Origin of the sequence: Nocardioides mesophilus (genome assembly GCF_014395785.1) — a bacterium.
Classification (GTDB): domain Bacteria; phylum Actinomycetota; class Actinomycetes; order Propionibacteriales; family Nocardioidaceae; genus Nocardioides_B; species Nocardioides_B mesophilus.
The window spans coordinates 2,729,101-2,754,315 of record NZ_CP060713.1; the positions used below are offsets into that span (position 1 = coordinate 2,729,101).

Below are 25,215 nucleotides of genomic sequence, written 5' to 3' on the forward strand. Positions count from 1 at the left end.
GGCGGTCCCTGCCGCGTGCTCGAGCGCGAGCGTGGCGGTTTGCGGACCGCCGGGTCCGGATGGTTCGATTCTCGGCATGGGGCTGGAGGGGCATCGGATCGACGTGGTCGGTCTCACCAAGACGTTCGGCACCACCAAGGCCCTCGACGACCTGACCTTCTCGGTCACGCCCGGCACCGTCACCGGCTTCCTCGGGCCCAACGGTGCCGGCAAGACCACCACGCTGCGCTGCCTGCTCGGCCTGGTGGCGCCGGACAGCGGCACCGCGACCGTCGACGGTCGGGCCTACCGCGACCTCGACGACCCGATCCGGACGGTGGGCGCAGCCCTGGAGGCGTCGGACTTCCACCCCGGCCGCACCGCCCGCGACCACCTGCTGGTGATGGCGCTCGGCGCCGGTCTCGACACCGGCCGGGTCGACGCGATGCTCGCCCAGGTCGGGCTCACCGACTCCGCGCGACGCCGGGTCGGCGGCTTCTCGCTCGGTATGCGCCAACGGCTCGCCCTGGCGGCTGCTCTGCTCGGCGACCCGCGCGTGCTGATCCTCGACGAACCGGCCAACGGGCTGGACCCGGCCGGGATCGCGTGGCTGCGCGGCTTCCTGCGCGCGCTGGCCGCCGAGGGGCGCACCGTGCTGGTCTCCAGCCACGTGCTGAGCGAGGTGCAGCAGACCGTGGACGAGGTCGTGGTGATCAGCCGGGGCCGGCTGGTCCGCCAGGGCCGGCTCGAGGACCTCGACACCGGCCCGTCGGCGGTGCTGGTGCGCACCCCGACCCCGGACCTGCTCCGGCAGGCGCTGGCGGGGGCCGCCGTCGAGGCGCTGCCCGGGGGAGCGCTCCGGGTCTCCGACCGGAGTACCGCGGAGGTCGGCCACGCGGCCTTCGCCTCCGGGGTCGAGCTGCACGAGCTGACCCCCGAGCCGGACGACCTCGAACGGCTGTTCCTGGACATGACCGGTGAAGGAGCCGCGCCGTGACGCTCGCCCTGGTGCGCTCGGAGCTGCACAAGATCTTCTCCACCCGGCTGTGGTGGGGGCTGCTGCTCGGCGCTGTCGTCTACACCGGCCTCTCCGCGGTGGCCGCCGCGGCGACCGCCGGGATGGAGCCCGGCGCCGGCCAGGCGGCCAGCCCGCCGCTGGGCACCGCGGCCGCCTACCGCGGCGTCTACGCCTCCAGCATGTTCGGCGGCGCCTACATCTTCGCGATGATCCTCGGGATCACCGGCATGACGGGGGAGTACCGCTACCAGACGATCACGCCGACCTTCCTGGTGACGCCGCGCCGGTCCCGGGTGGTCGCGGCCAAGATGGTGGCGAACCTGCTGGTCGGCCTCGGGTACGCCGCCGCGGCGCTGCTCTCCGCGCTGGCCTTCGGTGCCCTCACCATCACGATCCGCGGCGAGGCGCTCGGGCTCGGCGCGGACCGGCTCTGGTCCAGCGTGGCCCTCGCCGCGCTGGCGATCGCGCTGTGGACGCTGCTCGGGATCGGCATCGGCACGCTGATCCGGAACCAGGTCGCGGCCATCCTGATCGCGGTGTTCGTGACGTTCCTCGTCGAGCCGCTGGCGACGTACTTCCTCAGCGCAGCGGACCTCGACGCGGTCGTGAAGTGGCTGCCCACCAACGCCTCCGCCGCGCTGACCTCGCCGGCGAGCACGATCCTGGACTACCTGGACTGGTGGGTGGGCGGGATCGTGCTGCTCGGCTACGCGGCTCTGCTGGCCGGCCTGGGGATGCTCCTCTCGGTCCGCCGCGACATCACCTGAGCCCCGGGTGCGGGGCGTCGGACGCACCGGGGCAGGGTGTGCGCCATGGACTTCGACGATCAAGTGATCCTGGTGACCGGGGCCTCGCGCGGGATCGGTCGCGCCGTGGCGCTCCGGTTCGCCGAGCAGGGCGGCACGGTGGTCGTGCACTACGCCTCCGACCACGCCGCCGCCGAGGCGACGCTGGCCGCCCTGCCCGGCGAGGGGCACCGCACGGCGGCCGCGGACCTCGCCGACCCCGACGCGGTCGAGCGGCTGGTGGCCGATGTCGTCGGCACGCACGGACGCGTCGACGTGCTGGTCAACAACGCCGGCATCTTCGAGGAGCACCCGGTGCTGGGCACCGACTACCGGCAGTGGCGCGAGAGCTGGCGGCGCACCCTCGACACCAACCTCGTCGGACCGGCGAACCTCATCCACGAGGTGGTGCCGCAGATGGTGGCCCGCGGCGGCGGCCGGATCGTCAACGTCTCCTCCCGGGGAGCCTTCCGCGGCGAGCCCGAGCACACGGCGTACGGCGCCAGCAAGGCGGGCCTGAACAGCCTCGGCCAGTCACTGGCCCAGGAGCTCGCGCCGCACGGCGTCTACGTGACCACGGTCGCGCCGGGCTTCGTCGAGACCGACATGACCACCTCGCACCTCGACGGACCCAGGGGCGACGCGATCCGGGCCCAGAGCCCGATGGGGCGCACCGCGACGGCCCAGGAGGTGGCCCGGGTGGTCGTGTTCCTCGCCGCGCCCGGCGCGGAGGCGATGACCGGGGCGATCGTCGACGTCAACGGCGCGTCCTACCTGCGCACCTGAGCTCAGGCGCCGGGGCCGGCCAGCGCGGCGAGGAACTCCGAGGTGCCGGCCTCGAGCTTGGCGGTGGCCAGGTCGTCGCCGCGGGTGCCGCCGCGGTTGACGATGACCACCGGGACGGCGAGCTTGGCGGCCCTGCGGACGAACCGCAGTCCGGACATGACGGTGAGCGAGGAGCCGAGGACCAGCAGCGCCCCGCCGAGGCCGGCGGCCTCCTCGACGGCGTCGTAGCAGCGCTGCACCCGGGTCTTGGGCACGTTCTCGCCGAAGAAGACGACGTCCGGCTTCAGCACGCCGCCGCAGCTCTCGCAGCCGGGGACGACGAAGTCGTGCGTGCCGTCGAGGTCCACGTCGCCGTCGGGGCGGGCGGCGGCCTCGCCGTGCCGGGCCAGCCAGTCCGGGTTCAGCTCGGTCATCCGCGCGGCCAGCCGCAGCCGGCTGGTCACCTCCCGGCAGCCGAGGCAGACCACCTCGGCGATCCGGCCGTGCAGCGCGCACAGCTGCCGTGAGCCGGCGGACTCGTGCAGGCCGTCGACGTTCTGGGTGATGGTCATCCGGACCCGGCCGCGCGCCTCCAGCCGGGCCAGCGCGAGGTGTCCGGCGTTCGGCTGCGCTTGCCCCATCCGGGACCAGCCGACGTGGGAGCGGGCCCAGTAGCGGCGCTGCGGCTCCGGCCCGGAGACGAACTCCTGGTAGGTCATCGGGGCCCGGGTCGGCGCGCCCGGACCGCGGTAGTCGGGGATCCCGGAGTCGGTGCTCAGCCCGGCGCCGGTGAGCGCCACCAGCGGCCGGTCCGCGAGCACCTCGTGCACCCGGTCCGGAGTCACGGCGGGCGCGGCGCCCGGTGGGGCGGGTGCGTCGGCGTACGACGGGACGCGCTGGGCCAGGCTCACGTCGAAAAGCGTACGACGCGGTCGATGACCAGGTCCTGTCCCGGTATTGCAGTTCATCGACCAGTCCGCAACAGAACGTCTACGGTGTGCGGGTGCGACAGGACCTGATCCCCCTCTCCGCGTCCGCCCTCGTGGTCGGCGCGATGTGCCTGGTGCTCGGCTCCGCGCTCAGCCCGATCGACGGAGGCGGCACCGCCGACACGATCCGCGCCGTCCAGGAGCAGGGAGGCCGTTGGCTGGCGATGGCGGTGATGTACTTCTGCGCCTCGGTGGCGCTGACCCTGGGCCTGCCGGCGCTGCTGTCGGTGTTCGTGGACCGCGGCCGCCGCCTGGGCGCGCTGGCCGTGGCGGTCTTCTCGGTGGGCGTCCTGGGCACCACCGGCTTCGCGATGCTGCTGGTCTTCTACCGCGCCCTCGTCGAGTCGGCGAGCATCAGCGAGTCCTCGCTGGACCGGGCGATCGGCGACCTCGGCCTGTCCGTCTTCCTCAACGGCTGGGTCGGCAGCTTCTACCTCGGCGTGCTGCTGCTCGGGATCGCTCTGCTGGTCGCCCGGCGTACCCCCCGCTGGTCGTCGCTGCTGCTGTTCGCGTTCGTGCTCGGGCTGCCGCTCGGGTCGGCGCTGGGCAAGGTCGGCTCGGTCGTGCAGGTGATGCTGCTGGCGGTCTCCTTCACCGCCATCGCGATCGCCGCCGTCCAGCAGAGCCAGGAGAAGGTCGTCACCTCCCCGGCGCGCAGCCACGCCTACTGAGCCGAGCCGCCACGGGCGAGCGCCCGCTCAGCCGTAGCGCACCGCGGCCCGGGCCCGCGCCTTGGCGGCCTCGACCTCGCGGTCCTTGTGCGGCGCGGAGGTGGTCAAGCCGTCGAGGAGCCTCTGGGTGGCCGCCGCGACCTCGGCGACGGCCGCATCGAACGCCTCCTGGTTGGCCTGGGAGGGCCGGGTGCTGCCGCTGACCTTGCGGACGTACTGCAGGGCCGCGGCCTGCACCTCCTCCCGGGTCGCCGGAGGCGCGAAGTTGTGGAGCTGGCGGATGTTGCGGCACATGCCAGAACCGTACGCCGCCCGGGCCGCCCGGTCAGCGGCTCGCAGGACACTGGCACAGTGGGTCGGAGAGCACCATCGCATCCCGAGCACGAGACGAGACCGAGCATGACCCCTCACCTGGAACCCGCCGCGACCCCCGGTGCGCAGGCCGGGCCCGACACCGGTTCGGGGGACCGCGCCTACGACCTGGTGCTCCTCGGTGCCACCGGGTTCACCGGCCGGCTGACCGCGGAGTACCTCGCCGAGCACGTGCCCGCGGACTGCCGCTGGGCGCTGGCCGGTCGCAACACCGCGAAGCTGGAGGAGGTCCGTGCCGGGCTGGCCCGGATCGACGAGCGCTGGACCCACCTGCCGCTGCTGGCCGCGGACGTGGAGGATGCCGCGTCGCTGCGCCGGCTCGCCGGGTCGTCCCGGGTCGTGATCACCACGGTGGGTCCCTACCTGACCTACGGCGAGGGCGTCGTGGCCGCGTGTGCGGAGGCCGGGACCGACTACGTCGACCTCACCGGGGAGGCGGAGTTCGTGGACCGGATGTACCTCGCCCACCACGAACGTGCCGTGCAGACCGGTGCCCGACTGGTGCACGCCTGCGGGTTCGACTCGGTGCCGCACGACCTCGGCGTGCTGTTCACCGTGCAGCAGCTGCCGGAGGGAGTGCCGTTGCGGATCCGCGGGATGGTGCGCAGCAACGCCACCTTCTCCGGCGGCACCTTCGCCTCGGCGATGACGGCGTTCTCCCGGGTCCGGCAGATGTACGCCGCGGCCGCCGAGCGCCGCCGCCGCGAGGGCCGGCCCGTGGACCGCCGGGTGCGGGTCTCCGCCGGGCGCCCGCACCACGACGGGGACACCGGCTTCTGGCTGGTGCCGCTGCCGACGATCGACCCGCTCGTCGTCGGGCGGTCGGCCGCCGCGCTGGACCGGTACGGCCCCGACTTCAGCTATGGCCACTACGCCGCCGTACGCCGGCTGCCGGTCGCGCTCGGCGGCATCGCCGGGGCCGGGATGCTCGCCGTCACCGCCCAGCTCGCGCCGCTGCGGCAGCAGCTGCTCAAGCGGGTGCCGGCCGGGCAGGGACCCGACGCGGAGCGCCGCGCGAAGTCCTGGTTCACCGTGCACTTCATCGCCGAGGGAGGCGGTCAGCGGGTGCACACCGAGGTGGCCGGCGGCGACCCGGGCTACACCGAGACTGCCAAGATGCTCGCCGAGTCGGCGCTCTGCCTGGCCTTCGACGAGAACCCGGCGACCAGGGGCCAGGTGACCACCGCGGTGGCCATGGGGCAGAACCTCCTCGAACGTCTGCAGCGCGCCGGGATGGTGTTCCGGGTGGTCCCGGACCGCCCGTCCTGACGGTTGCGGCACCACCCGGCAGAGCCATTTGGCGCTCCCCGGGGGACCACTTCCGGCGAACCCACCTGTGCGGGCCTCCGCCCGGCTAGCGTCGGCACCCGGACGGTCCCTCGACCTCGCCGACGGGCCGGCTCGCACCGAGGGGAAGGCACATCTGATGGGCAAGCGGTTCCGTCGACCGTCCAGGCTGGCTGCGCTCGTCGGCGCGCTCGCCGCGTCGCTGACGTTGGGCCCGCTGATCCCGGCCGCGCTGGCCGCGGTGGTGGACCTGCCCACGGAGCAGGTGGTGGCGGCGGCCGACGGCCCGGTGCTCGGCGGGCACCGGGAGACGCTGCTCGACGACCACCCGTGGCTCGTCGAGCCGCAGACCACCTTGGTCTGGCGGGCGGACCGGAACCGCAAGGTGCGCGTGGACAGCGCCAAGGGCTCCCGGGTGTGGACGGTCAGCGCGCTCGCGTCGCACGATCTCCCCCAGGCGGCCATGCGGGCCTACCAGGACGCGGCGGCGACGATGGCGCGCACCGATCCCTCCTGCCAGCTGCCCTGGACCCTGCTCGCCGGGATCGGTCGCGTGGAGTCCGACCACGGCCGGTACGGCGGCTCCGTGCTCAGCACCGACGGGATCTCGCGGCCGGCGATCATCGGCGTGGCGCTCAACGGTGCCGGCCCGGTGGCCGCCATCCGCGACACCGACGGTGGCCGCTGGGACGGCGACAAGGTCTGGGACCGCGCCGTCGGGCCGATGCAGTTCATCCCGTCCACCTGGACCGGGGCGGGACGCGACGGGGACGGCGACGGCAAGGCCGACCCCAACGACCTCGACGACGCGGCGCTGGCCGCGGCCGGCTACCTCTGCTCCGGCTCGGGCAGCCTGCTCGACCCGGCCGCGATGGCCGCCGCGATCCTGCGCTACAACCCCTCGGACTACTACGTCGCCCTCGTCATGGCCTTCGAGCGCGGCTACCGCACCGGCGTCTTCATCATCCCGTCGCCCACCCCGCCCGCCGCCGAGCAGGGCCCCGCAGCCCGGCACCGACACCAGCACCGCGCCGACGGCGCCCGGTCGGCGCACGGCGGCCGTCACGGCACGTCGGACGGCCCGGGGCCGAGCGCGAGCGCGGGCGGCTCGGGAGGGTCCGGCTCCGGTGGCTCGGGCGGTGGCTCCGCGGCCGGCCCCAAGCCGGCCCCCCAGCCGGCACCGAAGCCGTCGCCCAAGCCGTCACCGAGTCCGACGCCGACCCCGACGCCGACCCCGACGCCCTCGCCGTCACCGAGCGTTCCGCAGATGGTCACCCTGGCCGGGACCCTGACGCAGCCCGCGTCCGGCGGCTGGTTCGTCGGCGGGACCCCGCTCGACCTCGGGCCGGCCGGGCAGCTGTCCGCGGGCGCGGCGTACGACTTCGACGGTGACGGCGCCGTCGAGGCCAACAGCGAGGAGCTCGCCGGCCTGGCCGGGAAGGACGTCACCCTGCAGGTCGGCGCCGGGACGAGCCCGGCGGTGGTCTACCTGATCAACGACAAGGGCTACCGCAACGCCGACGGCGGCTTCGTGCGCCCGGCCGCGGCCTCGCCGAGTGCGGCCGGCACCACGACGACCGGCTGACCGTTCGCGGCGGCGGGGCCGTCGCTCAGAACGCGTCGCGCTCGGTCGTCGTCTCCCGGACGGTGTGCGTCGAGGTCGCGGGGTCGGTCTGCTCCTCGACCCGGACGACCTCCTCCTCGTGGACGCGGTCGCGGCGGGCGTAGGCGATGACCGCCGCGCCCGCGACGATGAGGATCACCCCGACCGTCTGGATGTCGATCCCGGGCGCCTCGCCCCGGACCGCGAAGGTCAAGATCGCGCCCAGCACCACCAGAGCGATTCCGGCTCCCACGATGTGCCTCCGACCCGTCGACGTCCCAGCTGTCCCAGAAGCCTTCATTGTCCCCAGCGGTGCGGTCCGGAAACGTCGGACGACCCGCTCAGGGAAGGACGACCTGACCCTTGCCGAGCACCGTGATGCCACCCTCGCTCACGGTGAAGCCGCGGCGGCGGTCCTCCTCGTGGTCCACCCCGATCAGGCAGCCGTCGGGGACCACCACGTTCTTGTCGATGATCGCGTTGCGCACCACTGCGCCGCGGCCGATCGTGACGTTGTCCAGCAGCACGCTGCGCTGGACGTAGGCACCGTCCGCGACGTGGTCGTGCACGCCGATCACGGAGCTGTCCACGGTGGCCGCGGAGACGATCGAGCCGGCGCAGACGATGGAGTCCCGGACGCTGGCGCCCGAGGTGAACTTGGCCCCGGGCAGCTGGGAGTTCGAGGTGAAGATCGGCCAGTCGGTGTTGTAGAGGTTGAACACCGGCAGCGCGGACACCAGGTCGAGGTGCGCCTCGTGGTAGCTGTCGAGAGTCCCCACGTCACGCCAGTAGTCCTTGTCCCGGTCGGTGGAGCCCGGGACCTGGTTGCGCTTGAAGTCGTAGACGCAGGCGCGCTTCTGGTCGACCAGCATCGGGATGATGTCGCCACCCATGTCGTGGCGGGACTTGGGGTTCGCGGAGTCCTTCTCGAGCGCCTCGACCAGCACGTCGGCGCTGAACACGTAGTTGCCCATCGAGGCGAACGACTCGTCGGGGGAGTCCAGCAGACCCGGGGGATTCTCGGGCTTCTCGAGGAACTCCTCGATGGTCTCGCCGTCGGGCCCGGTCTTGATGACGCCGAACTGCCACGCCTCGTGCCGCGGGACGCGGATGCCGGCCACGGTCACGCCGGCGCCGCTGTCGATGTGCGCCTGCACCATCTGCGAGGCGTCCATGCGATAGACGTGGTCGGCGCCGAAGACGACGATGATGTCGGGCCGCTCGTCGTTGATCAGGTTCATCGACTGGTAGATCGCGTCCGCGCTGCCTTGGTACCACTTCGGTCCCCGGCGCTGCTGGGCCGGCACCGGGGCGACGTAGTTGCCCAGCATGGAGTTCAGCCGCCAGGTCAGCGAGATGTGCCGGTCCAGGGAGTGCGACTTGTACTGCGTCAGCACGGCGCAGTTGAGGTAGCCGGCGTTGACGATGTTGGACAGGGCGAAGTCGATGAGGCGGTAGGAGCCGCCGAACGGGACCGCGGGTTTGGCGCGGTCCACTGTCAGCGGCATCAGCCGCTTGCCCTCGCCACCGGCCATAACGATGCTCAGCACTCGCGCCATGTCTGCACCCTAGGACCAAGCGGGGCAGATCCCCTAGCCTGCGTCCATGAAGGTCTCCGTGCTGACTCGCGAGTTCCCCCGGACGTCTACGGCGGCGCCGGTGTCCACGTCGACTTCCTGGTGCGCGAGCTCAGGCGGCTGGTCGACGTCGACGTGCAGTGCATGGGGGCCCCCGGGAAGGGGCCCACGCGCACTCCGAGGACGATCCGCGGCTGGCCGGGGCCAACGCCGCCCTGCGGATCCTGTCCACGGACCTGGCGATGACCGCGGCGGTGGCGGACGCCGACCTGGTGCACGCGCACACCTGGTACGCCGCGATGGCCGGCCACTGGGCGAAGCTGTTGTACGGCGTGCCGCACGTCGTCACCGCCCACTCGTTGGAGCCGCAGCGGCCGTGGAAGGCCGAGCAGCTCGGCGGCGGCTACCAGCTCTCGTCGTGGGCGGAGCGGACGGCGATGGAGGCGGCCGACGCGGTCGTCGCGGTCAGCCACGGGATGCGCGAGGACGTGCTGGCGGCGTACCCCGCCATCGACCCGGCCCGGGTGCACGTGATCCACAACGGGATCGACGCCGACTTCTACCGCCCCGACCCGGCCACCGACGTGCTGGACCGGCTGGGCGTGGACCTGACCCGTCCCTACGTCGCCTTCGTCGGCCGGATCACCCGGCAGAAGGGCGTGCCGCACCTGCTCCGTGCCGGACTGCACCTCCACCCCGCGGTCCAGCTGGTGCTGCTGGCCGGCGCCGCGGACACCCCCGAGCTCAAGGAGGAGACCGACGTCGCGATCGCCGAGCTGCGGGCCAGCCGCGACGGGATCTTCGTGGTCTCGGAGATGCTGCCGCGCGAGGAGGTCCGACAGGTGCTCAGCCACGCGCTCGCGTTCTGCTGCCCCTCGGTCTACGAGCCGCTGGGCATCGTCAACCTCGAGGCGATGGCCTGCGAGACCGCGGTCGTCGCCAGCCGGGTCGGCGGCATCCCCGAGGTGGTCGCCGACGGCGAGACCGGGCTGCTGGTCGACTACACCCCCGAGGACCCCGCCGGCTTCGAGCGCCGCTTCGCCGAGGCCGTGAACCGGCTGGCCGACGACCCTGCGCTGGCGACGCGGATGGGCCGCACCGGTCGCGTCCGGGCGGTCGAGGAGTTCGCCTGGGACGCGGTCGCGGGCCGCACGGTGGAGCTCTACGGCTCACTGCTCTGACCCCGGGTGCGGAGCCGGAGGTGTGACGCAGGTCGGGTCGTTGTGCGGATCCGGGTCGGGGTCGGCGGGTCAAGGCGGGCTCTCAGGCTGCCGATACCTGAGGTGTGGCGGTCGTGGACCGCTGCGCGGGGAACCAGACACGGCTGACCGAGGAGCCTGCGGCATGCGCACCACCCACTCGTCCGGACGAGAGACGTCGGCGGCCCTGCGGAGACTCGCAGTGCTGCTGCTCGCGCTCGCCACGGTGGCGCTCGGCAGCGTCGGCAGCGCCGCCGCAGCGCGCCCGGGCGGCGCGAGCGTCACGGGAGCGACGACCGTGAGCGCCGACCAGACCTTCGGCGTCGCGATGCCCGATGTCCCGTGGACCATGGCGCCGCTGTCCGCGCTCACCGCCTCCGTGGGCCGCGCCCCGACCAGCGTGATGTGGTACGCCGCCTGGAGCGACAACGCCGCCTTCCCGGCCGCCCAGGCGGCGGACGTCGCGGCCACCGGCGCCACCCCGACGATCACCTGGGAGCCGTGGAACCCGGCCGGCGGCGCCACCCAGCCGGCGTACACGCTGGACCGGATCACGGCCGGAGCCTTCGACTCCTACCTCACCAGCTGGGCCAGGCAGATCCGCAGCTACGGCAAGCCGGTGGTGCTGCGCTTCGCGCACGAGATGAACGGCAGCTGGTACCCCTGGTCGGCGCAGGCCAACGGCAACACCGCCGGCGACTACGTCGCCGCGTGGAAGCACGTGCGCTCGGTCTTCTCCAAGCAGCGCACGTCCAACGTCGTGTGGTCGTGGTCCCCGAACGTCCCCTACCCCGGCTCCACCGCACTGGGCGCGGTCTACCCCGGCGACGGCTACGTCGACCAGGTGGCGCTGGACGGCTACAACTGGGCGACCCTGCAGGGCGGCTCGTGGCAGTCGTTCTGGGAGGTGTTCGGCAGCGGGGTGGCCCAGCTGACGGCGCTCACCAGCAAGCCGCTGTACCTCGGTGAGGTGGGCTGTCCCGAGGACGGCGGCGACAAGGCGGCCTGGGTGGCGGACATGTTCAGCACCCTCGCCACTCACCAGGAGATCCGCGGCTTCACCTGGTTCGACTTCCAGAAGGAGGCGGACTGGCGCATCGAAAGCTCGACGGCCACCCTGGACGCCTTCCGGGCCGGCCTGTCGACCTACTGAGGGAGCTGCGGGCCGCAGGGCGGCCCCACTGGGCGCGCGACCCGGGCCCCAGGGTTGGTTCAGCGTGCTGCGCGGTGCGAGCGCGAGGAGCGGCGCTGCTGCGGGAACGGCAGGCCGTCGTCGGCCTGGTCGGCGAACATCGCCCGGAGGGTGGAGATCCCGCCCAGCTCGTGGGACGCGTCGTACCCCACGTCGGGGACGGCGGGCTCCTCGATGCGGCCGGTGATGGCGCCGAGGAACTGCGTGATGCCTTGCCCGAGCGGCATGGTGACTCCCTGTCGTCGAAACGGTGTCCAGGACGCTAGCGGACGCAGGGCCGCCGGTGCGGGACCCGAGCACGCGGCGGCGCCACGACGTAGGGTGCGCTCATGCGTCGCCTCGCTCTCGTCCTGGCCGCCGCCCTGCTGGCCGGCGGATGCTCCGGCACCGGCGAGCAGGCGCCGTCGAGCGACCAGGGCGCCGACCGCGGCAGCGACCGCCAGTTCCTCGACGCGCTGGTCCAGTCCGGTGTCATGCAGCCGCAGGCCGACGACGCGGCGCGCCGGCAGGCCGTCCGGGAGGGACGAGAGTGGTGCGCGAAGCTCACCGACCCTGCGACCACTCGCGAGGACGTGGCGCGGGCCCTGGCCAAGCTGCTGCGTGACTCCGACACCCGGTTCGCCCAGCGGGCGACCGCGTTCTACGGCACCGCCGCCCAGACCTACTGCCCGGAGGCGGCCGCCCGGCTCCAGGGCTGAGCCCTGCCCCACAAGGGCCCGGGTCGCGCTCGCGCGGAGGAGCGCCGTCGCGGTTTCGGCCGCCGGCCGGCTGGCTGCCACGTCGCGTCCACCCGGGGGCCATCTAGGGGCGCGAGCGTCGGGGACGTCAGGTCACCGTGCCCAGGAGGCCCCCGTGCGTGCCCAGCTCGCCACCCTCGTCCGCCGCCCCACCGCCACCCCGTGCCGGGTCCAGACCATCGCCCACCGCGGAGCCAGCGCCTACGCGCCGGAGAACACGCTCGCCGCGCTGCGCAAGGCGATCGCCCGCGACGCCGACCTGGCCGAGTTCGACGTCCAGCGCACGCGTGACGGCGCGGTGGTCCTCCTGCACGACGCGACGCTTGAGCGCACCACCGACGTCCGCCGGGTCTTTCCCGACCGCGGGCCGTGGCGGGTGGGCGACTTCTCCTACGCCGAGATCGCCCGGCTCGACGCCGGCTCGTGGAAGGGCCCGGAGTACGCCGGGGAGCGGATCCCGCTGCTCACGGAGGCCCTCGAGGTGCTGCGCCCGAGCGGCCTGGGCGCCCTGGTGGAGCTGAAGCACCCCCGCCTGTACCCGGGCCTCGTGGCTGAGCTGGCCACCCTGCTCGACGAGGACCGCAGGGGACCGGCCGCCCCCGGGAGCGTGATCGTCCAGTCGTTCGACGAGTCAGCCGCGCGCGAGCTCAAGGGTCGGGTGCCGTCGGTCCCGGTGGGTGTCCTCGGGAGTCCCGCCCGGGACCGGTTGGCGTCGATCGCCTCGTGGGCCGATCTCGTCAACCCGCACCACCACCGCGCCGACCGGTCCTACGTCGACGAGGTCCGCCGCCACGGGCTGCAGTGCTTCGTCTGGACCGTCGACCGGCCGGTGGCGATGCGGCGGGCGGTCCGGGCCGGCGTCGACGGCGTGATCACCAACCGGCCCGACGTGTTCCGTCGCTTCGCCGCGGAGGCTCCGGCGAGCTGAGTCCGGTCGCAATCCGGTCCGGGCCGGCGCTGGTCGGCCGATCGCGCCGGTTCCGCGCCGACTCAGCCCGGCCCCCTCCGCCTCCGTGCAGGTCCGACGACACGCGGAGATCATCGCGGTTGAGAGAGTCGTTCGTACAGCGAGGTTGAGAACGGAGTGCACCATTTCCGGTCTGGACCAGCCGATGTGGTGTCGAAAATTTTCGGACCGTCGGTCCGTCGGGTTCGCCCGATCCGTCCCCCCGGTTTGTACAGATTCCCGCGACTTGTCACCAGGGCTCGCCTTACGAGACCCGGAGGTCCCGCTGATAGCGCCGGTGCGCGGGGGTACGCGCGAACGACAGGAGAGATGTTCGAGGCGTTCATCTCGGAGGGAGATTCGACCATGTCGGTTTCAACGCGCGTAGGAACGGCCCTGGCGGCCGGGTACGTCCTCGGCCGGTTCAAGAAGCTGAGGTTCGCCATCGTCGTCGGGTCCACCTTGGCCAACAAGAACGTGCGGGACTCCGGTCTCGGGATGCTGCAGAAGAGCACCCAGGGGCTGACCAGCTCCCCGGAGGTGCAGAAGCTCACCGGACAGGTCACCTCCCAGCTCGCCGGTGCGGGAAAGGCCGCCGCGGTGACGGCGGCTTCCGCCGGGATCAACCGGCTGAGCGACCGGCTCAACGAGCGCGGTGAGGCGCTCCGCTCAGGCGTCCGGAAGGAGTCCGACGAGGCCGAGGACCAGGAGCAGGAGCAGCCGGACCAGGACCAGGACCAGCAGGACCAGGACCAGGAGAAGCAGCAGAAGCAGCGGGCCGACCAGAAGGAGTCGGACGAAGGCCCGGACGACGAGTACGAGGACGAGTACGAGGACGAGGACGAGGAAGAGTCCGACGAGGAAGAGTCCGACGAGGGCCCGGAGGACGAGTACGAGGACGAGGAAGGGTCCGACGAGGGCCCGGAGGACGAGTACGAGGAGTCCGACGAGGAAGGGTCCGACGAGGGCCCGGAGGACGAGTACGAGGAGTCCGACGAGGAGGAGTCCGACGAGGAAGAGTCCGACGAGGGCCCGGAGGACGAGTACGACGAGGAGTCCGACGAGCAGGAGCCCCAAGAGCCGGAGCAGGACCAGCCCGCTCAGCAGCGCGGTGCGAGGGAGAACGGAAGCCGTCGGGAGGCCCCTCGCGGGCGTCGCCCGCAGGCCGCCCGCCGCCGTCGCTCCCAGACGCCGGCCCGGACCGGAGGTGCGTGAGCGATGACCGAGACTGCGACCAAGAAGGTGGCCGGGACGGCCAAGGGGGTCACCGGCCAGCTACCGCTCGACCGGCTCAAGCAGGAGGCACGAGGCCTCGGCGGAGCGCTCGCCCAGCGGGGCGTGTCGGCCGCCCAGGGTCGGGTGGACTCCCTGACCGACCGGCTCAACGACTACGCGGAGGGCAAGCCAGGCCCCAAGATGGCGATGAACGTCGCCGAGGGCGACTCGCCTGCCAAGGCGGGGGTCAAGGCGATGGCCGGGTCCGTGAAGGACAAGGTGGGCGAGAAGGTGGGCGACGTCGTCGGCACGCTCACCGGCAGCAAGGGCGGCAAGGGCGGCAAGCTCAAGGTCACCAACATCGTCGAGAGCATCGACCTGCCGGTCGGCCGCGAGGTGGCCTACGCGCAGTGGACCCAGTTCGAGGACTTTCCCTCGTTCATGAAGAAGGTCGAGCGCGTCAGCCAGGACGAGGACGAGGTCACGACGTGGAAGGCGCAGATCTTCCTGTCCCACCGCACCTGGAAGGCGACGATCGTCGACCAGGTGTCCCCCGAGCGCATCGTGTGGAAGTCCGAGGGGGCGAAGGGGCATGTCGACGGCGCGGTCACGTTCCACGAGCTCGCCCCTGACCTGACCCGCGTCCTGGTGGTGCTGGAGTACTACCCGCAGGGTCTGTTCGAGCACACCGGGAACATCTGGCGGGCCCCGGGGCGCCGTGCCCGGCTGGAGCTGAAGCACTTCCGACGGCACGTGGCCACCCACACCTTGCTGCACCAGGACGAGGTCGAGGGCTGGCAGGGCACCATCCACGACGAGCACATGGTCGACGACGGGAGCGAGCGCGAGCAGGACGACCAGGAACCCGAGGAGGGTGCCGAGGCCGCCGCGCAGCAGCCGGAGGACGAGGCCGGCGAGGACCAGCCCGAGGACGAGGCCGGCGAGGACCAGCCCGAGGAGCGGACGCAGGACGAGGGCGAGCGCGCCGAGCCGGACGAGAACAAGTCGAACGGGGAGCAGAAGCGCCGGCCGCGACAGTCCCAGCGGGAGGCTCCCCGGACACGTCCTTCCTCGGAGCGCGAGGGCGCAGAGTCACGCCGCAGGTCCTCGCACGGCTCCAACAGCCGGTCCGGCTCACGACCCGCGAAGCGCCCTGCGCACAGCTCGGGCGGCTCCGGACGCGAGGACGGGTCCGGCCAGTGAGTACGGCCGACACGCAGGTCCGCGAGCCCGGGGCCAGCGGTCCCGGGCCCGCGGGGCGGCCGGCGCCGCACTCGCCGGCATCCGCACGAACCTGAGCATCCTGGCGGGGGAGCAGCGGGATCGCGGTCTCCTCCGCCCGACTCCTCGAAGGGCACACCATGACCGTTGCGCAGCAGTCCAACCGGTACCTCGACCGGCCGGCTCCGAGCAGCCTGGCAGACGTGATCAACACGATCCTGGACAAGGGTCTGGTCATCGACGTCTACATCCGGGTCTCGCTCGTCGGGATCGAGCTCCTGACCATCGACGCCCGGATCGTGATCGCCAGCGTCGACACCTACCTCCGCTTCGCAGAGGCGGTCAACCGCCTCGACCTCAACGACACCCAGACCCACGGGATCCCCGAGCTGATGGAGGACCTCACCGAGTCAGGGGCGAAGGGCAAGACCTCCGGTGCCCTCGAGGGAGTGAAGGAGAAGGTGACCGACTTCCTCGGGACGGTGAGGACGGGGAGCGCAAGCACCGCCAGACCGCGCCGCGGCAGCAACAGCGGCATCCCACGAGCCGGACCCGGGAGAAGAGCCACAGCAGCCAGAGCCGCTCGAGGGAGGAGGAGTGACCATGCCCGTCCACTTGTACGGCGTCGTGGCCGCCGGGCCCTCGCCCCCGCAGGGACTGGTCGGGCTCGAGGGCCGGCCGGTCCGCTGGATCGGCGACGACCACCTGAAGGTGGCCGCCGGCGACGTCGAGGAGGGAGCCCGGGTGCGGCGTGCGCACCTGCTCGCCCACGCGCACGTCCTGGAGCGCCTCGCTGCGCAGATGAGCGTGGTGCCGGTTCGGTTCGCGATGGTGCTTCCCGACGACGCCACCGTGCGCAGCGAGGTGCTCGAGGCGCGGCGCGCCCACCTCACCGAGCTGCTCCAGGCCTTCGACGGGCTGGTGCAGCTGACGGTGCACGCCGACCACGTCGAGGAAGCCGCGCTGCGCGAGGTCCTGGCCCGGCACCCGGAGCTGGTCGAGCTGCGGGACGCGGCCCGGGCGAGCGCCGACCCCGCGGTGCAGGTCCGCCTCGGTGAGCAGGTCACCCAGGCGCTGGAGGAGCTGCAGCGCGAGGACGCCGGCTCCCTGCTGGACCGGGTCTCGCCGCACGCGCGCGCGGTCGCCGTCAACGACCGGCGTGGGGGCCTGGAGGTCCTCGACGCGGCCTTGCTGGTGGACCGACGGGTGCAGCCCCGGCTCGACGAGGCGGTGGCCACGGCCCGCGAGGAGCTGGCGGGGCGGTTGAGCCTGCGCTACGTGGGACCTCAGCCGCCGTACTCGTTCCTGGAGGCGGTGCGGGACGGAGGAGCGGTATGGGGTTGATCAGCGGACTGCTCACCTGGCCGGTGGCGCCGGTCCGGGGCGTCGTGTGGGTTGCCGAGCAGGTGCAGGCGGAGGCCGAGCGGCAGTGGTACGACCCGCAGAGGATCCAGGAGGAGCTCGACGCGCTGGAGGCGCGGCGGCAGGCCGGACTGATTACCCAGGCCGAGGCGGAGGAGGCGGAGGAGGCGCTGGTGCAGCGGCTGCTGGAGGGTCCGCGCCATGGCTGAGACGAGCCTGCGTGCCGTGGGACGCCGCGCCCTCGAAGATCTCGAGGAGCTGGTCGGCTGCCCGGCCGAGGGCCTGGTCGGGGTGCAGCGCACCGAGCAGGGCTGGCTGGTGACCGCCGAGCTGCTCGAGGTGCAGCGGGTCCCCGAGACCACCGACGTGCTGGCCAGTTACGAGGTGAGCGTCAACGCCGCCGGCGAGGTGGAGTCCTACCACCGGGTGGGTCGCTACCTGCGTGCGCAGGTGGATCAGTCATGAGCACCACCCCGAACCGCGGCGCCTCGCAGTCTCCGGTGTTCGTGGGCAACGGCGGGCACCCGGCCTCGCAGAACCTGGCCGACATCCTCGAACGCGTGCTGGACAAGGGCATCGTGATCGTGGGGGACATCCAGGTCCGGCTGCTCGACATCGAGCTGCTCACGATCAAGCTCCGGCTGATGGTGGCCTCGGTCGACCGGGCCCGGGAGATGGGCATCGACTGGTGGGAGGGCGACCCGTTCGTCAGCACGTCGGCCAGTGAGCGCCAGGACCGGCAGGCGCTGGACGCGAACGGGCAGCGCGAGCTCGAGCTGGAGCGCCGCCTGGAGGCGCTGGAGCAGCAGGTGGGCGCGAGGGAGGTCTCACATGAGCCGCGGTGAGGGCAAGGTGCTGCACGCCTACGGCGTGATGGACAACGTCGACGTACCGCTGCCGGGCGCCGGGATCGCCGACACACCCGTGGACGTGCTCGACCTGGGGCCGGTGGCGGTGGTCACCGGGCGCCTGGACGGCGCCGAGTTCGGGGAGGCGCGGTGGGAGGCCCAGGGTCGCGACCCGGCCTGGATCGCGCCGCTCGCGCGCCGGCACCACGAGGTCGTGCAGCAGCTGTGCTCCGTGGACGGCGTCGCAGTCGTGCCGTGGCGGCTGCCGGGGATCTATGCCGACGACGCCGCTCTGGAGTCGGCCGTCCGCGATCGTCTCGACGACGTGCTCGAGGTGCTGGACCGGGTGCGGGGCCACGCCGAGTGGGGGCTGAAGGTCTATCTCGTCGACCCGGGGATGCCGGCCGCCCCCGCCGCTCCGACATCCGGGCGCGACTACCTGCGGCAGCGGGCGGCCGAGGCCGAGGCACGCGCCCGCGGCAGCGCCGGTCGCCTGCAGCAGGTGCTCGAGGCCTACGAGACGGTGGCGACCGTGTCGGCCCGCAGCGTCGCCAACGCGGTGCAGGACGAGGCGCTGACCGGACGGCACGAGCCGATGCTGCTCAACAGCGCTCACCTGGTGGCGTCCGGGCACGAGGACGCGTTCTTCGTGACAGTCCGGGAGCAGGCGGAGATGCTGTCGGGCGCCGGCATGCGCCTGGAGGTGAGCGGACCCTGGCCGCCGTACAACTTCACCGAGCCGGATCGGCCGGGAGGGGAGGAGGAGTGAGCCAGACGCCCGTGAACGCCGGCGACCAGGTCGCGCTGGTGGACCTGCTGGACCGTCTCATCGGGGGAGGCGTGGTGGTCGGAGGGGACATCATGCTGTCGATGGCGGGCATCGACCTGGTCCACCTCGGGCTGCGGCTGGTCCTCGCTCCGGCGCACCTCGGGGAAGGCCAGGTCGGGTCCGGTCCTCCGGCCGCGGGGCGAACGCCGTGATGGTCCTGCACGCGGTCGTCCCGCGCGACGCCTCGCCGGTGGCCGGGCTCGACCTGTTCCCCGGAACCGCCGTGGGCGTCCTCTATGAGACCCGGGACCAGCGCCCGGCGCCGACGACCGGGGAGGTGCTGGCCTTCGGGCACAGGATCCACCTCGCCGCCGGCGCCGGCCCGGTGCTGCCGGTCCGGTTCGGCACCGTGGCCGCCGACGCCGACGAGCTCGGCCGGCTGGTCCGTGACTCCGGGCCGCGGTGGGCCGACCGGCTGCAGCGGGTCGCCGGTCACCGGGAGCTGATCGTGCACCGCCCGGGCACCCCGGAATCCTCTGCTACCTGCGGCGTCTCCCCGCTCGCCGCTGCGGGTACGGCGGCCGCCGGGGCCGACTACCTGCGGGCCCGGGTCTCCTCGGCCCGCGCCGCCGCCGCGGCCTGGGAGGAGCTGCTGGCCCCGGTCCGGGACCGGGTCGCCGAGCAACGGGTCCTGCCCGGTCCGCCCGGCCCCCGGCTGGCTCTCCTGGTGCGTGCGCACGATGTCGAGCCGGTCCGGGCCGCGCTGGAGCGTCCGGGCTCCGGGGCCGGCGGCGCGGCGCAGGTGACCGGTCCCTGGCCGCCGTACAGCTTCAGCGAGGAGGTGCTCGATGTCGGCTGAGGAGCGCGACCTGTTCTGGCCCCTGGACGACTGGCCGCCCGACGGTCCGAGCGCGCCGGGGCAGGGTGCGGAGGCGGCAGCGGAGGGGCTCGACGGGCTCTCCTCGGCGCTGAGCCGGCACGTGGACGCGGACGCCGACGACCCTGCGAAGGTGGAGAAGGGCCTGGTCCAGCTGGTGCTGACGCTGGTGGAGCTGCTGCGCCAGCTGATGGAGCGTCAGGCGGTCCGGCGGGTGGAGGCCGGTGGCCTCTCCGAGGACGAGGTGGAACGGCTGGGCCGGACGCTGATGCTCCTCGACCAGCGCATGACCGAGCTGCGCGAGCACTTCGGGCTGACCCCGGAGGACCTCAACCTCGATCTCGGGCCGCTCGGCCGGCTGCTCTGACCCCGGGCCGGCCGTCGCCTCAGTCGACCGCCGGCCGGCCCCGGCCACGGGTGAACCACACGCACTTGCCGGCGCCGCTGGCCCGGCTGCCCCAGCTGTCGGCCAGGGTGGAGACGATCTGCAGCCCGCGACCGTGCTCGTCCTCCTCGGTGGGCCGCTGCCGACGCGGCCGGTAGGCGCCGCGGTCGTGCACCTCGACGGTCAGCTCCTCGCCCGACAGCCGCAGCCGCAGGTCGATCGGCGGTCTGCCGTGCAGGTAGGCGTTGGTCACCACCTCGCTGACCATCAGCACCACGTCGTGGGTGACGTCGGTCGCGACCTCCCAGTCGCGCAGCCGCTCGCGCACCATCCGGCGGGCGGTGGCCGGCATCGACTCGTCGATCGGGAGCTGGTAGGCGGCGGTGGTGCCGAGCGGCGTCGTGTCCACCCGGGTGACCAGGACCGCCACGTCGTCCTCGGGCCCGTCGGGCAGCAGTGCCGACACCAGGGTGGCCGGCAGGTCCTGCACGTCGGCATCCGCGTGCTGCAGCAGCTGGGCGCCCAGCGCGTCGATGCCGACGTCGAGGTCGCGGTCGCGGCGCTCGACCAGGCCGTCGGTGTAGAAGGTGACCGTCGCGCCGGCGGCCAGCTGGACGAGGTCGGTCGACATGCCGAAGTAGCCGGCCCCCAGCGGCGGTCCCGTGGTGCCGACCAGCTCCAGGTCGCGGTCGGCGGTGACCAGCAACGGCGGGAGGTGGCCGGCGTTGGCGACCCGGAGGCTCTGGTCGCCGGAGTCGAAGACGGCGTAGACGCAGGTGACCATCTGGTCGCCGTCCAGGTCCTGCACCACTCCGTCGACGTGCTCCAGGATGTCGCTCGGCGGCAGGTCGAGCTTGGCGAAGGCGCGTACGGCGGACCGCAGCTGACCCATCACCGACGCGGCCCGCACGCCCCGGCCCATCACGTCGCCGACGACGAAGGCGGTGCGCCCGGCGCCGAGGTCGATGATGTCGTACCAGTCGCCGCCCACCTGCGTGCCCTCGACGCCGGCCCGGTAGTAGGTGGCCACGTCGAGGTGCTCGAGGTCGTAGGAGCGTTCGGGAAGCAGGCTGCGCTGGAGCTCGTCGGCGATGGTGTGCTCCCGGGTGGCCGCCTCCATCCGGGCGGCCGCCTCGGCGAGGCTGCGCTCGGCGGCCCGCTGCTCGGTGATGTCCTGGGCCGAGCCCCGCAGCACGCGGCCGCGGTCGGCGTCCTTGACCACCTCGCCGCGGACGCTGAGCAGGATCTCCTCGCCCGAGGGCGGGGTCAGCCGGACCTCGTAGTCGACGGTGCCGGTCTCGGCGCCCTCGGCCAGCGCCGCCAGAAGATGCCGGCGGTCCTCGGGGTGGATCAGGGTGTCGACCACGCCGCCGAATCCTCGCCGTTCGATCTCGCTGCGGCTGACGCCGAACAGCCGCGACAGCTCGTCGGAGACGTGGACCGTGTCGGTGTCCAGGTCGATCTCCCAGCTGCCGACCCGGGCCAGGCTCTCGGCCCGGTCGAGCAGCTCCTGGCTGCGCTCCAACGCGGTGCGCAGCCGACGCTGGCGGTCCAGCTCGACGTTGACGCGAACCCGGGCGAGCAGCTCCCGGGCCGAGAACGGCTTGCTGAGGTAGTCGTCGGCGCCCGCCTCCAGTCCCTCCAGCGTGCCCTCCTCGCCGGCGCGCGCAGAGAGCATGATCACCGGCAGGTCGGCCGTCGCCGGGTGGGACTGGATCCTGGCGAGCAGGCCGAAGCCGTCCAGCCGGGGCATCATCACGTCGGTCAGCACCAGGTCCGGCAGGTGGGCCGCCATCCGGTCGAGGGCGTCCAGGCCGTCGACGGCCGTGTCGACGACGTACTCGGCGGCGAGCAGGGAGGCGACGTAGGCCCGCATGTCGACGTTGTCGTCCACGACCAGCACCCGGGCCCGTCGCTTCCCGTCGGACTCCGCGAGCGGCACGTCCGCCGGGGCCAGGAGGTCCTCGCCGCTCACCCATCGGGTCGTCTCCGCCACGAACCCGGCGGCGAGACGGGCTCCGTCGAGCTGCGCCAGACCGGTGCCGAGCTGGTCCGCGGGCAGGTGCGAGGTGCCGAACGGCACGCGCACGGTGAAGGTGCTTCCCTCGTTCACCGTGCTGTCCGCCGTGACCTCGCCGCCATGCAGGGCGGCGAGCTCGGCGACCAGCGCGAGTCCGATGCCCGAGCCCTCGTGGGTCCGCGAGCGCGCGCCCCGGACCCGGTGGAACCGCTCGAACAGGTGCGCGGTCTCCTGCGGGGGAATGCCGATCCCGGTGTCGCGGACGCGGAGCACCGCGGTGCCGTCCTCCTCGGTGACCGAGACCAGGATCGAGCCGGAGAAGGTGAACTTCAGCGCGTTCGAGACGAGGTTGAGCACGATCTTGGCCCAGTGCTCGGGGTCGACGTGCACCGGCGACGACAGCGGCTCGCAGTCCACCTCGAGCCGGAGTCCGGCACGCTCCGCCGAGGACCGGAACATGCTGACGAGCTCGGCGGTGTAGCCGGAGAGGTCCACCGGCTCGAACCGCGACGTGATCCGACCGGACTCGAGCCGGGAGAAGTCCAGGAGGCTGTTGACGAGCTTCAGCAGTCGCTGGCCGTTGCGGTGGATGACCTCCGTCCGGGCCCGTTGCCGTGGCGGCAGCGGCTCCTCCTCGTCGGCGAGCGCGTCCTCGGCCGGGCCGAGCAGCAGCGTAAGCGGAGTGCGGAACTCGTGGCTGACGTTGGTGAAGAAGTCGGTCTTGGCCTGGTCGATGCGGGCGAGGCTCTCGGCACGCCGGCGCTCGAACTCGTAGGCCCGGGCATCGGTCAGAGCAGCCGCCAGCTGACCGGCGACCAGCTGCACGAAGGAGCGGTAGCCCTCGTCGAGCGGCCGGTAGCGGTTCAGCCCGACGACCAGGAAGCCGTACGGCGAGGTCTGCGACGGGGCCAGCAGCTGCACCGCCAGGGCCCGCAGCGGCGGCTCGGGCCAGGCGCCGCTCGGCAGCTCGGGGAAGCCCTCGGCGGTGAGGTCGATGTCGACGAGGTCGCCGGTGAGCAGCTCGCGGGCCGGCCAGAGCGCCCGCGCATCGTCCGTCCTGAGCAGCCGGGGAGCGGCCGGGTGCTCGCCGGTGAAGCCGGCGGTGCCGGCCAGCCGTGCCGTGCCCCCGTCCTCGTCGAAGAGGTAGAGCATGGAGAACGGCAGCGAGTCCTGGTTGGCGCCCAGGCGCTCGCACGCGGCGGCGATCATCTCGGTCTCGGAGAGCTCGCCCATCGTGCGGACACCGAGGTCGCGCAAGGTGGCCATCCGGCGCGCCGCGATCACCTGCTCGGTGTCCTCCTTGACCACGCACAGCATGCCGGCGATCGAGCCCGCGTCGTCGGTCAACGGGCTGTAGGAGAACGTGTGGTAGGTCTCCTCGACGTAGCCGCTGCGTTCGAGGAACAGCTGCAGCTGCTCGTCCCAGGTGGCCTCACCGGTGGTGATCACCCGGTCGATGCGCGGCCCGATGTCGGCCCAGATCTCCGACCAGACCTCGGAGGCGGGCCGACCCAGCGCCCAGGGGTACTTGGTGCCCAGGGTGTCGCGGCGGTAGGCCTCGTTGCAGAAGAAGACCAGCTCCGGACCCCAGGCCATCCACATCGAGAACTTCGAGGTGAGCACCAGGCGCACGGTGGTCCGCAGGCTGTTCGGCCACGTCTCCGGCGGGCCGAGGGAGGTGGCGTCCCAGTCGACTGCAAGCAGGTCACGACCGACCCCGCCCATGTCGTTCAATGCGTCGCGCACCCGTGCCGGTCCCCGCCCTCGACTTCTTGCTTCCTCGCGGCGGTGCCGCGTTCTGGACACCCTCGCAAACCCTAGCCGACGAGAACTGGTCGGTCTCGCTGAACGAGGCCCATCGGTCCAGACAGCCCGGCTCAGGCCAGTGTGCGTCGCGGGGTGCGGGCGCCGCTCGGGCGCAGCTCGATGGTCACGGGCAGACCAGGGTCACCGACCCCCTCACGCAGGTGCGCCACCACGTCGCTCTCGAGCCGGGCTCGCACCTCCGGGATGTCGGCGGAGTCGGCCAGCTCCACGCGGAGGAACACATGCTGGCCATGGCGGTCACGCACGTGCGCCGAGACGCCGGTCACCCCGGTGATGCTGACCGCCTCGTCCTCCACCGCATCGGTGAGGGCGCTCGCATGGAGCGTGGTGAAGCCCTCCCGAGCGTTGGTCGTCCGGTCCCACCGGCTCGTCCGATGAGTCCTGAGCTGGCTGAACAGCCACAGCAGGGCGAGCACCGCGATCAGGAGGAGGACCCCGGCGACCGCCCACCAGAACCAGGGGCGCCCGTCGGGAAAGGTGCTCACCCGCTGTGGCAGCACCGGGTAGGTCGCCCGCCACGCCCCGAAGGCCCCGAGGCTGAGGGCCAGCCCGAGACCGCCAGCCGCGAGCAGGAGCAGTCCCAGCAGGGTCAGCACGACCCGGTTGACGGCGTCCGCGCGGCTGCTCATCGCGTGTCCTTGGTGGTGAGCTCGACCCGGGTCCGCATCGGGCGCTCGAGGCCGAGCGCGTCGAGGCGCGCTCTCACAGCGGACTCGACCTCCTCGCGGACACCGGGCTGTGACGGGGCCACCGTCTGCGCATCCACGCGTGCGGTACGCCGGCTGACGGAGGCGCTCGCTCCGACGATGCCGGTCGTGCGGGTGGCGGCAGCCGCGAGCGACTTCTCCAGGCTGCGTCGCGAGGCGGTGACGTCCACGCCACCGGACTCACTCCTGAGAGCCAGCGACGCCGGCTTGCCCCGCCGGAAGGCAAGGAGCAGGAGCAGCAGCCCCAGGATCACGAGCCCGACGAGAACCGTGTTGACGATCCAGTCGTTCCAGCTGTGCGTCCGCAGCCAGCTGGTCCAATCGGAGTAGGGAAGCACTGCCGGGGCGCGGCCCAGCGCGGCGGCGACGATCTCCACGACCACCAGCAGTGAGCCGAGGAAGAGGGCCAGTGCCAGCAGGGCGGAGACGACTCGGGTGATCCACTTCGTGGCCGTCATGTGACTCTCCGTTGTGCTGGGTCCGGCAGCGTCATCGAGACCACCTCCACGTCGACGTGGTCAACGCGAACTCCGGTGAGGGACGTGACCTGCGACCGGATGCGCTCCCGGACCTCGTCGGCGACCTGCTGGACCGACCTCGGCCAGCGCACCGCGATGGAGACATGCACGCTCGCGAGGTCGTCCTGGACCTGCGCCTGGACGCTTGCGGCGTCGTCGGGCCTGGCCCCACCGATCCTCATGCCGAGCACGCGGCGGGGCGCCGCGGCGGCATCCTTGACGGACATGACGGCGTACCCGGCGACCTTCTCGACGACCCGGTCGTCCACCGTCAGCCGCCCGCGGTCCTCCGGGCGGACGGGCGCGCGATGCTCGGTGCGCGCCGCGGGGTCCGTTCCGGGCACGG

General features: G+C 72.8%; 28 protein-coding genes and 2 pseudogenes. 21 read left to right on the plus strand and 9 right to left on the minus strand.

Annotated features, from left to right (window positions below; all coding sequences use genetic code 11):
* Window positions 1–76: 76 nt before the first annotated feature.
* The 3 genes from H9L09_RS13155 to H9L09_RS13165 are packed head-to-tail and all read left to right on the plus strand — an operon-like array spanning window position 77 to window position 2,568.
* On the plus strand, window positions 77–976 hold the full coding sequence (locus tag H9L09_RS13155; RefSeq protein ID WP_187577363.1) for an ATP-binding cassette domain-containing protein: 900 nt from the start codon (window positions 77–79) through the stop codon (window positions 974–976).
* Window positions 973–1,764, plus strand: coding sequence for an ABC transporter permease (locus tag H9L09_RS13160; RefSeq protein WP_187577364.1), 792 nt, complete (start codon window positions 973–975; stop codon window positions 1,762–1,764). The genes H9L09_RS13155 and H9L09_RS13160 overlap by 4 nt, the downstream gene beginning before the upstream one ends.
* Window positions 1,765–1,809: 45 nt before the next feature.
* Window positions 1,810–2,568, plus strand: coding sequence for an SDR family NAD(P)-dependent oxidoreductase (locus tag H9L09_RS13165; protein ID WP_187577365.1), 759 nt, complete (start codon window positions 1,810–1,812; stop codon window positions 2,566–2,568).
* A gap of 2 nt (window positions 2,569–2,570) precedes the next feature.
* On the opposite strand, the gene H9L09_RS13170 is transcribed toward H9L09_RS13165, so the two are convergent.
* Window positions 2,571–3,458, minus strand: a complete 888-nt coding sequence (locus tag H9L09_RS13170) for an NAD-dependent protein deacetylase (protein ID WP_246456009.1) — start codon at window positions 3,456–3,458, stop codon at window positions 2,571–2,573.
* 92 nt (window positions 3,459–3,550) lie between these two features.
* On the opposite strand from H9L09_RS13170, the gene H9L09_RS13175 reads away from it, so the two are divergent.
* The gene (locus H9L09_RS13175; RefSeq protein ID WP_187577367.1) at window positions 3,551–4,207 is read left to right on the plus strand and encodes a hypothetical protein; all 657 of its coding nucleotides are present in this window, start codon (window positions 3,551–3,553) and stop codon (window positions 4,205–4,207) included.
* A 27-nt stretch (window positions 4,208–4,234) separates the two neighbouring features.
* Here the strand turns inward: H9L09_RS13175 and H9L09_RS13180 are convergent, their stop codons facing one another.
* Window positions 4,235–4,501 (minus strand): DUF2277 domain-containing protein, encoded by a 267-nt coding sequence (locus H9L09_RS13180; RefSeq protein ID WP_187577368.1) that lies wholly within the window; start codon window positions 4,499–4,501, stop codon window positions 4,235–4,237.
* A gap of 105 nt (window positions 4,502–4,606) precedes the next feature.
* Between H9L09_RS13180 and H9L09_RS13185 the strand changes: the two genes are divergently transcribed.
* Window positions 4,607–5,848 carry a saccharopine dehydrogenase family protein gene (locus H9L09_RS13185; RefSeq protein ID WP_187577369.1) on the plus strand — a complete coding sequence of 414 codons (1,242 nt, stop codon included), beginning with the start codon at window positions 4,607–4,609 and terminating at the stop codon, window positions 5,846–5,848.
* Window positions 5,849–6,005: 157 nt separating this feature from the next.
* Window positions 6,006–7,451, plus strand: a complete 1,446-nt coding sequence (locus tag H9L09_RS21665; RefSeq protein WP_223164037.1) for a lytic murein transglycosylase — start codon at window positions 6,006–6,008, stop codon at window positions 7,449–7,451.
* A 25-nt stretch (window positions 7,452–7,476) separates the two neighbouring features.
* Here H9L09_RS21665 and H9L09_RS13195 read toward each other — a convergent pair whose 3' ends face one another.
* Both H9L09_RS13195 and glgC read right to left on the minus strand, forming a co-directional pair.
* The gene (locus H9L09_RS13195; protein WP_187577370.1) at window positions 7,477–7,722 is read right to left on the minus strand and encodes a hypothetical protein; all 246 of its coding nucleotides are present in this window, start codon (window positions 7,720–7,722) and stop codon (window positions 7,477–7,479) included.
* A gap of 88 nt (window positions 7,723–7,810) precedes the next feature.
* Window positions 7,811–9,028: a glucose-1-phosphate adenylyltransferase gene (gene glgC, locus H9L09_RS13200; RefSeq protein WP_187577371.1), complete on the minus strand. Its 1,218-nt coding sequence runs from the start codon at window positions 9,026–9,028 to the stop codon at window positions 7,811–7,813.
* Between the two features lie 46 nt (window positions 9,029–9,074).
* On the opposite strand from glgC, the pseudogene glgA reads away from it, so the two are divergent.
* Window positions 9,075–10,227: pseudogene (gene glgA / locus H9L09_RS13205) on the plus strand (glycogen synthase).
* Window positions 10,228–10,390: 163 nt separating this feature from the next.
* Window positions 10,391–11,398 (plus strand): glycoside hydrolase family 26 protein, encoded by a 1,008-nt coding sequence (locus H9L09_RS13210; RefSeq protein WP_187577372.1) that lies wholly within the window; start codon window positions 10,391–10,393, stop codon window positions 11,396–11,398.
* A 59-nt stretch (window positions 11,399–11,457) separates the two neighbouring features.
* Here the strand turns inward: H9L09_RS13210 and H9L09_RS13215 are convergent, their stop codons facing one another.
* Window positions 11,458–11,664, minus strand: a complete 207-nt coding sequence (locus tag H9L09_RS13215) for a hypothetical protein (RefSeq protein ID WP_187577373.1) — start codon at window positions 11,662–11,664, stop codon at window positions 11,458–11,460.
* Between the two features lie 102 nt (window positions 11,665–11,766).
* Between H9L09_RS13215 and H9L09_RS13220 the strand changes: the two genes are divergently transcribed.
* From H9L09_RS13220 to H9L09_RS13280, 13 genes and pseudogenes are all read left to right on the plus strand, one after another.
* Complete coding sequence (locus H9L09_RS13220) at window positions 11,767–12,135, plus strand: DUF732 domain-containing protein (RefSeq protein WP_187577374.1); 369 nt, start codon at window positions 11,767–11,769, stop codon at window positions 12,133–12,135.
* A gap of 154 nt (window positions 12,136–12,289) precedes the next feature.
* Entirely contained in the window at window positions 12,290–13,102 is an 813-nt protein-coding gene (locus H9L09_RS13225) for a glycerophosphodiester phosphodiesterase (protein WP_223164038.1), read from the plus strand.
* A gap of 384 nt (window positions 13,103–13,486) precedes the next feature.
* Window positions 13,487–14,335, plus strand: a complete 849-nt coding sequence (locus tag H9L09_RS13230) for a hypothetical protein (protein ID WP_187577375.1) — start codon at window positions 13,487–13,489, stop codon at window positions 14,333–14,335.
* Between the two features lie 3 nt (window positions 14,336–14,338).
* Window positions 14,339–15,538: an SRPBCC family protein gene (locus H9L09_RS13235; protein WP_187577376.1), complete on the plus strand. Its 1,200-nt coding sequence runs from the start codon at window positions 14,339–14,341 to the stop codon at window positions 15,536–15,538.
* A 158-nt stretch (window positions 15,539–15,696) separates the two neighbouring features.
* Window positions 15,697–16,053 (plus strand): annotated as a pseudogene (gvpJ, locus tag H9L09_RS13240) (gas vesicle protein GvpJ); the annotation flags it as partial.
* A 106-nt stretch (window positions 16,054–16,159) separates the two neighbouring features.
* Window positions 16,160–16,900 (plus strand): GvpL/GvpF family gas vesicle protein, encoded by a 741-nt coding sequence (locus H9L09_RS13245; RefSeq protein WP_187577377.1) that lies wholly within the window; start codon window positions 16,160–16,162, stop codon window positions 16,898–16,900.
* Window positions 16,891–17,127 (plus strand): gas vesicle protein GvpG, encoded by a 237-nt coding sequence (locus tag H9L09_RS13250; protein ID WP_187577378.1) that lies wholly within the window; start codon window positions 16,891–16,893, stop codon window positions 17,125–17,127. Before H9L09_RS13245 ends, H9L09_RS13250 begins: the two co-directional genes overlap by 10 nt.
* Window positions 17,120–17,383, plus strand: a complete 264-nt coding sequence (gene gvpO, locus H9L09_RS13255) for a gas vesicle protein GvpO (protein WP_187577379.1) — start codon at window positions 17,120–17,122, stop codon at window positions 17,381–17,383. The genes H9L09_RS13250 and gvpO overlap by 8 nt, the downstream gene beginning before the upstream one ends.
* Window positions 17,380–17,763 (plus strand): gas vesicle protein, encoded by a 384-nt coding sequence (locus H9L09_RS13260; protein WP_187577380.1) that lies wholly within the window; start codon window positions 17,380–17,382, stop codon window positions 17,761–17,763. The genes gvpO and H9L09_RS13260 overlap by 4 nt, the downstream gene beginning before the upstream one ends.
* Window positions 17,750–18,535: a GvpL/GvpF family gas vesicle protein gene (locus H9L09_RS13265; RefSeq protein ID WP_187577381.1), complete on the plus strand. Its 786-nt coding sequence runs from the start codon at window positions 17,750–17,752 to the stop codon at window positions 18,533–18,535. The genes H9L09_RS13260 and H9L09_RS13265 overlap by 14 nt, the downstream gene beginning before the upstream one ends.
* Window positions 18,532–18,747 carry a gas vesicle protein gene (locus H9L09_RS13270; RefSeq protein ID WP_187577382.1) on the plus strand — a complete coding sequence of 72 codons (216 nt, stop codon included), beginning with the start codon at window positions 18,532–18,534 and terminating at the stop codon, window positions 18,745–18,747. The genes H9L09_RS13265 and H9L09_RS13270 overlap by 4 nt, the downstream gene beginning before the upstream one ends.
* On the plus strand, window positions 18,747–19,394 hold the full coding sequence (locus H9L09_RS13275; RefSeq protein ID WP_246456524.1) for a GvpL/GvpF family gas vesicle protein: 648 nt from the start codon (window positions 18,747–18,749) through the stop codon (window positions 19,392–19,394). The genes H9L09_RS13270 and H9L09_RS13275 overlap by 1 nt, the downstream gene beginning before the upstream one ends.
* Window positions 19,384–19,779 carry a gas vesicle protein K gene (locus tag H9L09_RS13280; protein ID WP_187577384.1) on the plus strand — a complete coding sequence of 132 codons (396 nt, stop codon included), beginning with the start codon at window positions 19,384–19,386 and terminating at the stop codon, window positions 19,777–19,779. Before H9L09_RS13275 ends, H9L09_RS13280 begins: the two co-directional genes overlap by 11 nt.
* A 19-nt stretch (window positions 19,780–19,798) precedes the next feature.
* Here H9L09_RS13280 and H9L09_RS13285 read toward each other — a convergent pair whose 3' ends face one another.
* The 4 genes from H9L09_RS13285 to H9L09_RS13300 form a co-directional block, all read right to left on the minus strand.
* Complete coding sequence (locus H9L09_RS13285; protein WP_187577385.1) at window positions 19,799–23,563, minus strand: SpoIIE family protein phosphatase; 3,765 nt, start codon at window positions 23,561–23,563, stop codon at window positions 19,799–19,801.
* A 131-nt stretch (window positions 23,564–23,694) separates the two neighbouring features.
* Window positions 23,695–24,273 carry an alkaline shock response membrane anchor protein AmaP gene (gene amaP / locus H9L09_RS13290; RefSeq protein WP_187577386.1) on the minus strand — a complete coding sequence of 193 codons (579 nt, stop codon included), beginning with the start codon at window positions 24,271–24,273 and terminating at the stop codon, window positions 23,695–23,697.
* Window positions 24,270–24,809: a DUF6286 domain-containing protein gene (locus H9L09_RS13295; protein ID WP_187577387.1), complete on the minus strand. Its 540-nt coding sequence runs from the start codon at window positions 24,807–24,809 to the stop codon at window positions 24,270–24,272. Before H9L09_RS13295 ends, amaP begins: the two co-directional genes overlap by 4 nt.
* On the minus strand, window positions 24,806–25,213 hold the full coding sequence (locus tag H9L09_RS13300; protein WP_223164039.1) for an Asp23/Gls24 family envelope stress response protein: 408 nt from the start codon (window positions 25,211–25,213) through the stop codon (window positions 24,806–24,808). The genes H9L09_RS13295 and H9L09_RS13300 overlap by 4 nt, the downstream gene beginning before the upstream one ends.
* Between the last annotated feature and the right edge of the window lie 2 nt (window positions 25,214–25,215).

Excerpts from the sequence above, each read along its gene's own strand:
- H9L09_RS13155 (WP_187577363.1), top strand. The coding sequence starts at position 77 with ATGGGGCTGGAGGGGCATCGGATCGACGTGGTCGGTCTCACCAAGACG.
- H9L09_RS13165 (WP_187577365.1), top strand. The coding sequence starts at position 1,810 with ATGGACTTCGACGATCAAGTGATCCTGGTGACCGGGGCCTCGCGCGGG.
- H9L09_RS13180 (WP_187577368.1), bottom strand. The coding sequence starts at position 4,501 with ATGTGCCGCAACATCCGCCAGCTCCACAACTTCGCGCCTCCGGCGACC.
- H9L09_RS13185 (WP_187577369.1), top strand. The coding sequence starts at position 4,607 with ATGACCCCTCACCTGGAACCCGCCGCGACCCCCGGTGCGCAGGCCGGG.
- H9L09_RS21665 (WP_223164037.1), top strand. The coding sequence starts at position 6,006 with ATGGGCAAGCGGTTCCGTCGACCGTCCAGGCTGGCTGCGCTCGTCGGC.
- glgC (WP_187577371.1), bottom strand. The coding sequence starts at position 9,028 with ATGGCGCGAGTGCTGAGCATCGTTATGGCCGGTGGCGAGGGCAAGCGG.
- H9L09_RS13210 (WP_187577372.1), top strand. The coding sequence starts at position 10,391 with ATGCGCACCACCCACTCGTCCGGACGAGAGACGTCGGCGGCCCTGCGG.
- H9L09_RS13215 (WP_187577373.1), bottom strand. The coding sequence starts at position 11,664 with ATGCCGCTCGGGCAAGGCATCACGCAGTTCCTCGGCGCCATCACCGGC.
- H9L09_RS13220 (WP_187577374.1), top strand. The coding sequence starts at position 11,767 with ATGCGTCGCCTCGCTCTCGTCCTGGCCGCCGCCCTGCTGGCCGGCGGA.
- H9L09_RS13230 (WP_187577375.1), top strand. The coding sequence starts at position 13,487 with ATGTCGGTTTCAACGCGCGTAGGAACGGCCCTGGCGGCCGGGTACGTC.
- H9L09_RS13235 (WP_187577376.1), top strand. The coding sequence starts at position 14,339 with ATGACCGAGACTGCGACCAAGAAGGTGGCCGGGACGGCCAAGGGGGTC.
- H9L09_RS13245 (WP_187577377.1), top strand. The coding sequence starts at position 16,160 with ATGCCCGTCCACTTGTACGGCGTCGTGGCCGCCGGGCCCTCGCCCCCG.
- H9L09_RS13250 (WP_187577378.1), top strand. The coding sequence starts at position 16,891 with ATGGGGTTGATCAGCGGACTGCTCACCTGGCCGGTGGCGCCGGTCCGG.
- gvpO (WP_187577379.1), top strand. The coding sequence starts at position 17,120 with ATGGCTGAGACGAGCCTGCGTGCCGTGGGACGCCGCGCCCTCGAAGAT.
- H9L09_RS13260 (WP_187577380.1), top strand. The coding sequence starts at position 17,380 with ATGAGCACCACCCCGAACCGCGGCGCCTCGCAGTCTCCGGTGTTCGTG.
- H9L09_RS13265 (WP_187577381.1), top strand. The coding sequence starts at position 17,750 with ATGAGCCGCGGTGAGGGCAAGGTGCTGCACGCCTACGGCGTGATGGAC.
- H9L09_RS13275 (WP_246456524.1), top strand. The coding sequence starts at position 18,747 with ATGGTCCTGCACGCGGTCGTCCCGCGCGACGCCTCGCCGGTGGCCGGG.
- H9L09_RS13280 (WP_187577384.1), top strand. The coding sequence starts at position 19,384 with ATGTCGGCTGAGGAGCGCGACCTGTTCTGGCCCCTGGACGACTGGCCG.
- amaP (WP_187577386.1), bottom strand. The coding sequence starts at position 24,273 with ATGAGCAGCCGCGCGGACGCCGTCAACCGGGTCGTGCTGACCCTGCTG.
- H9L09_RS13295 (WP_187577387.1), bottom strand. The coding sequence starts at position 24,809 with ATGACGGCCACGAAGTGGATCACCCGAGTCGTCTCCGCCCTGCTGGCA.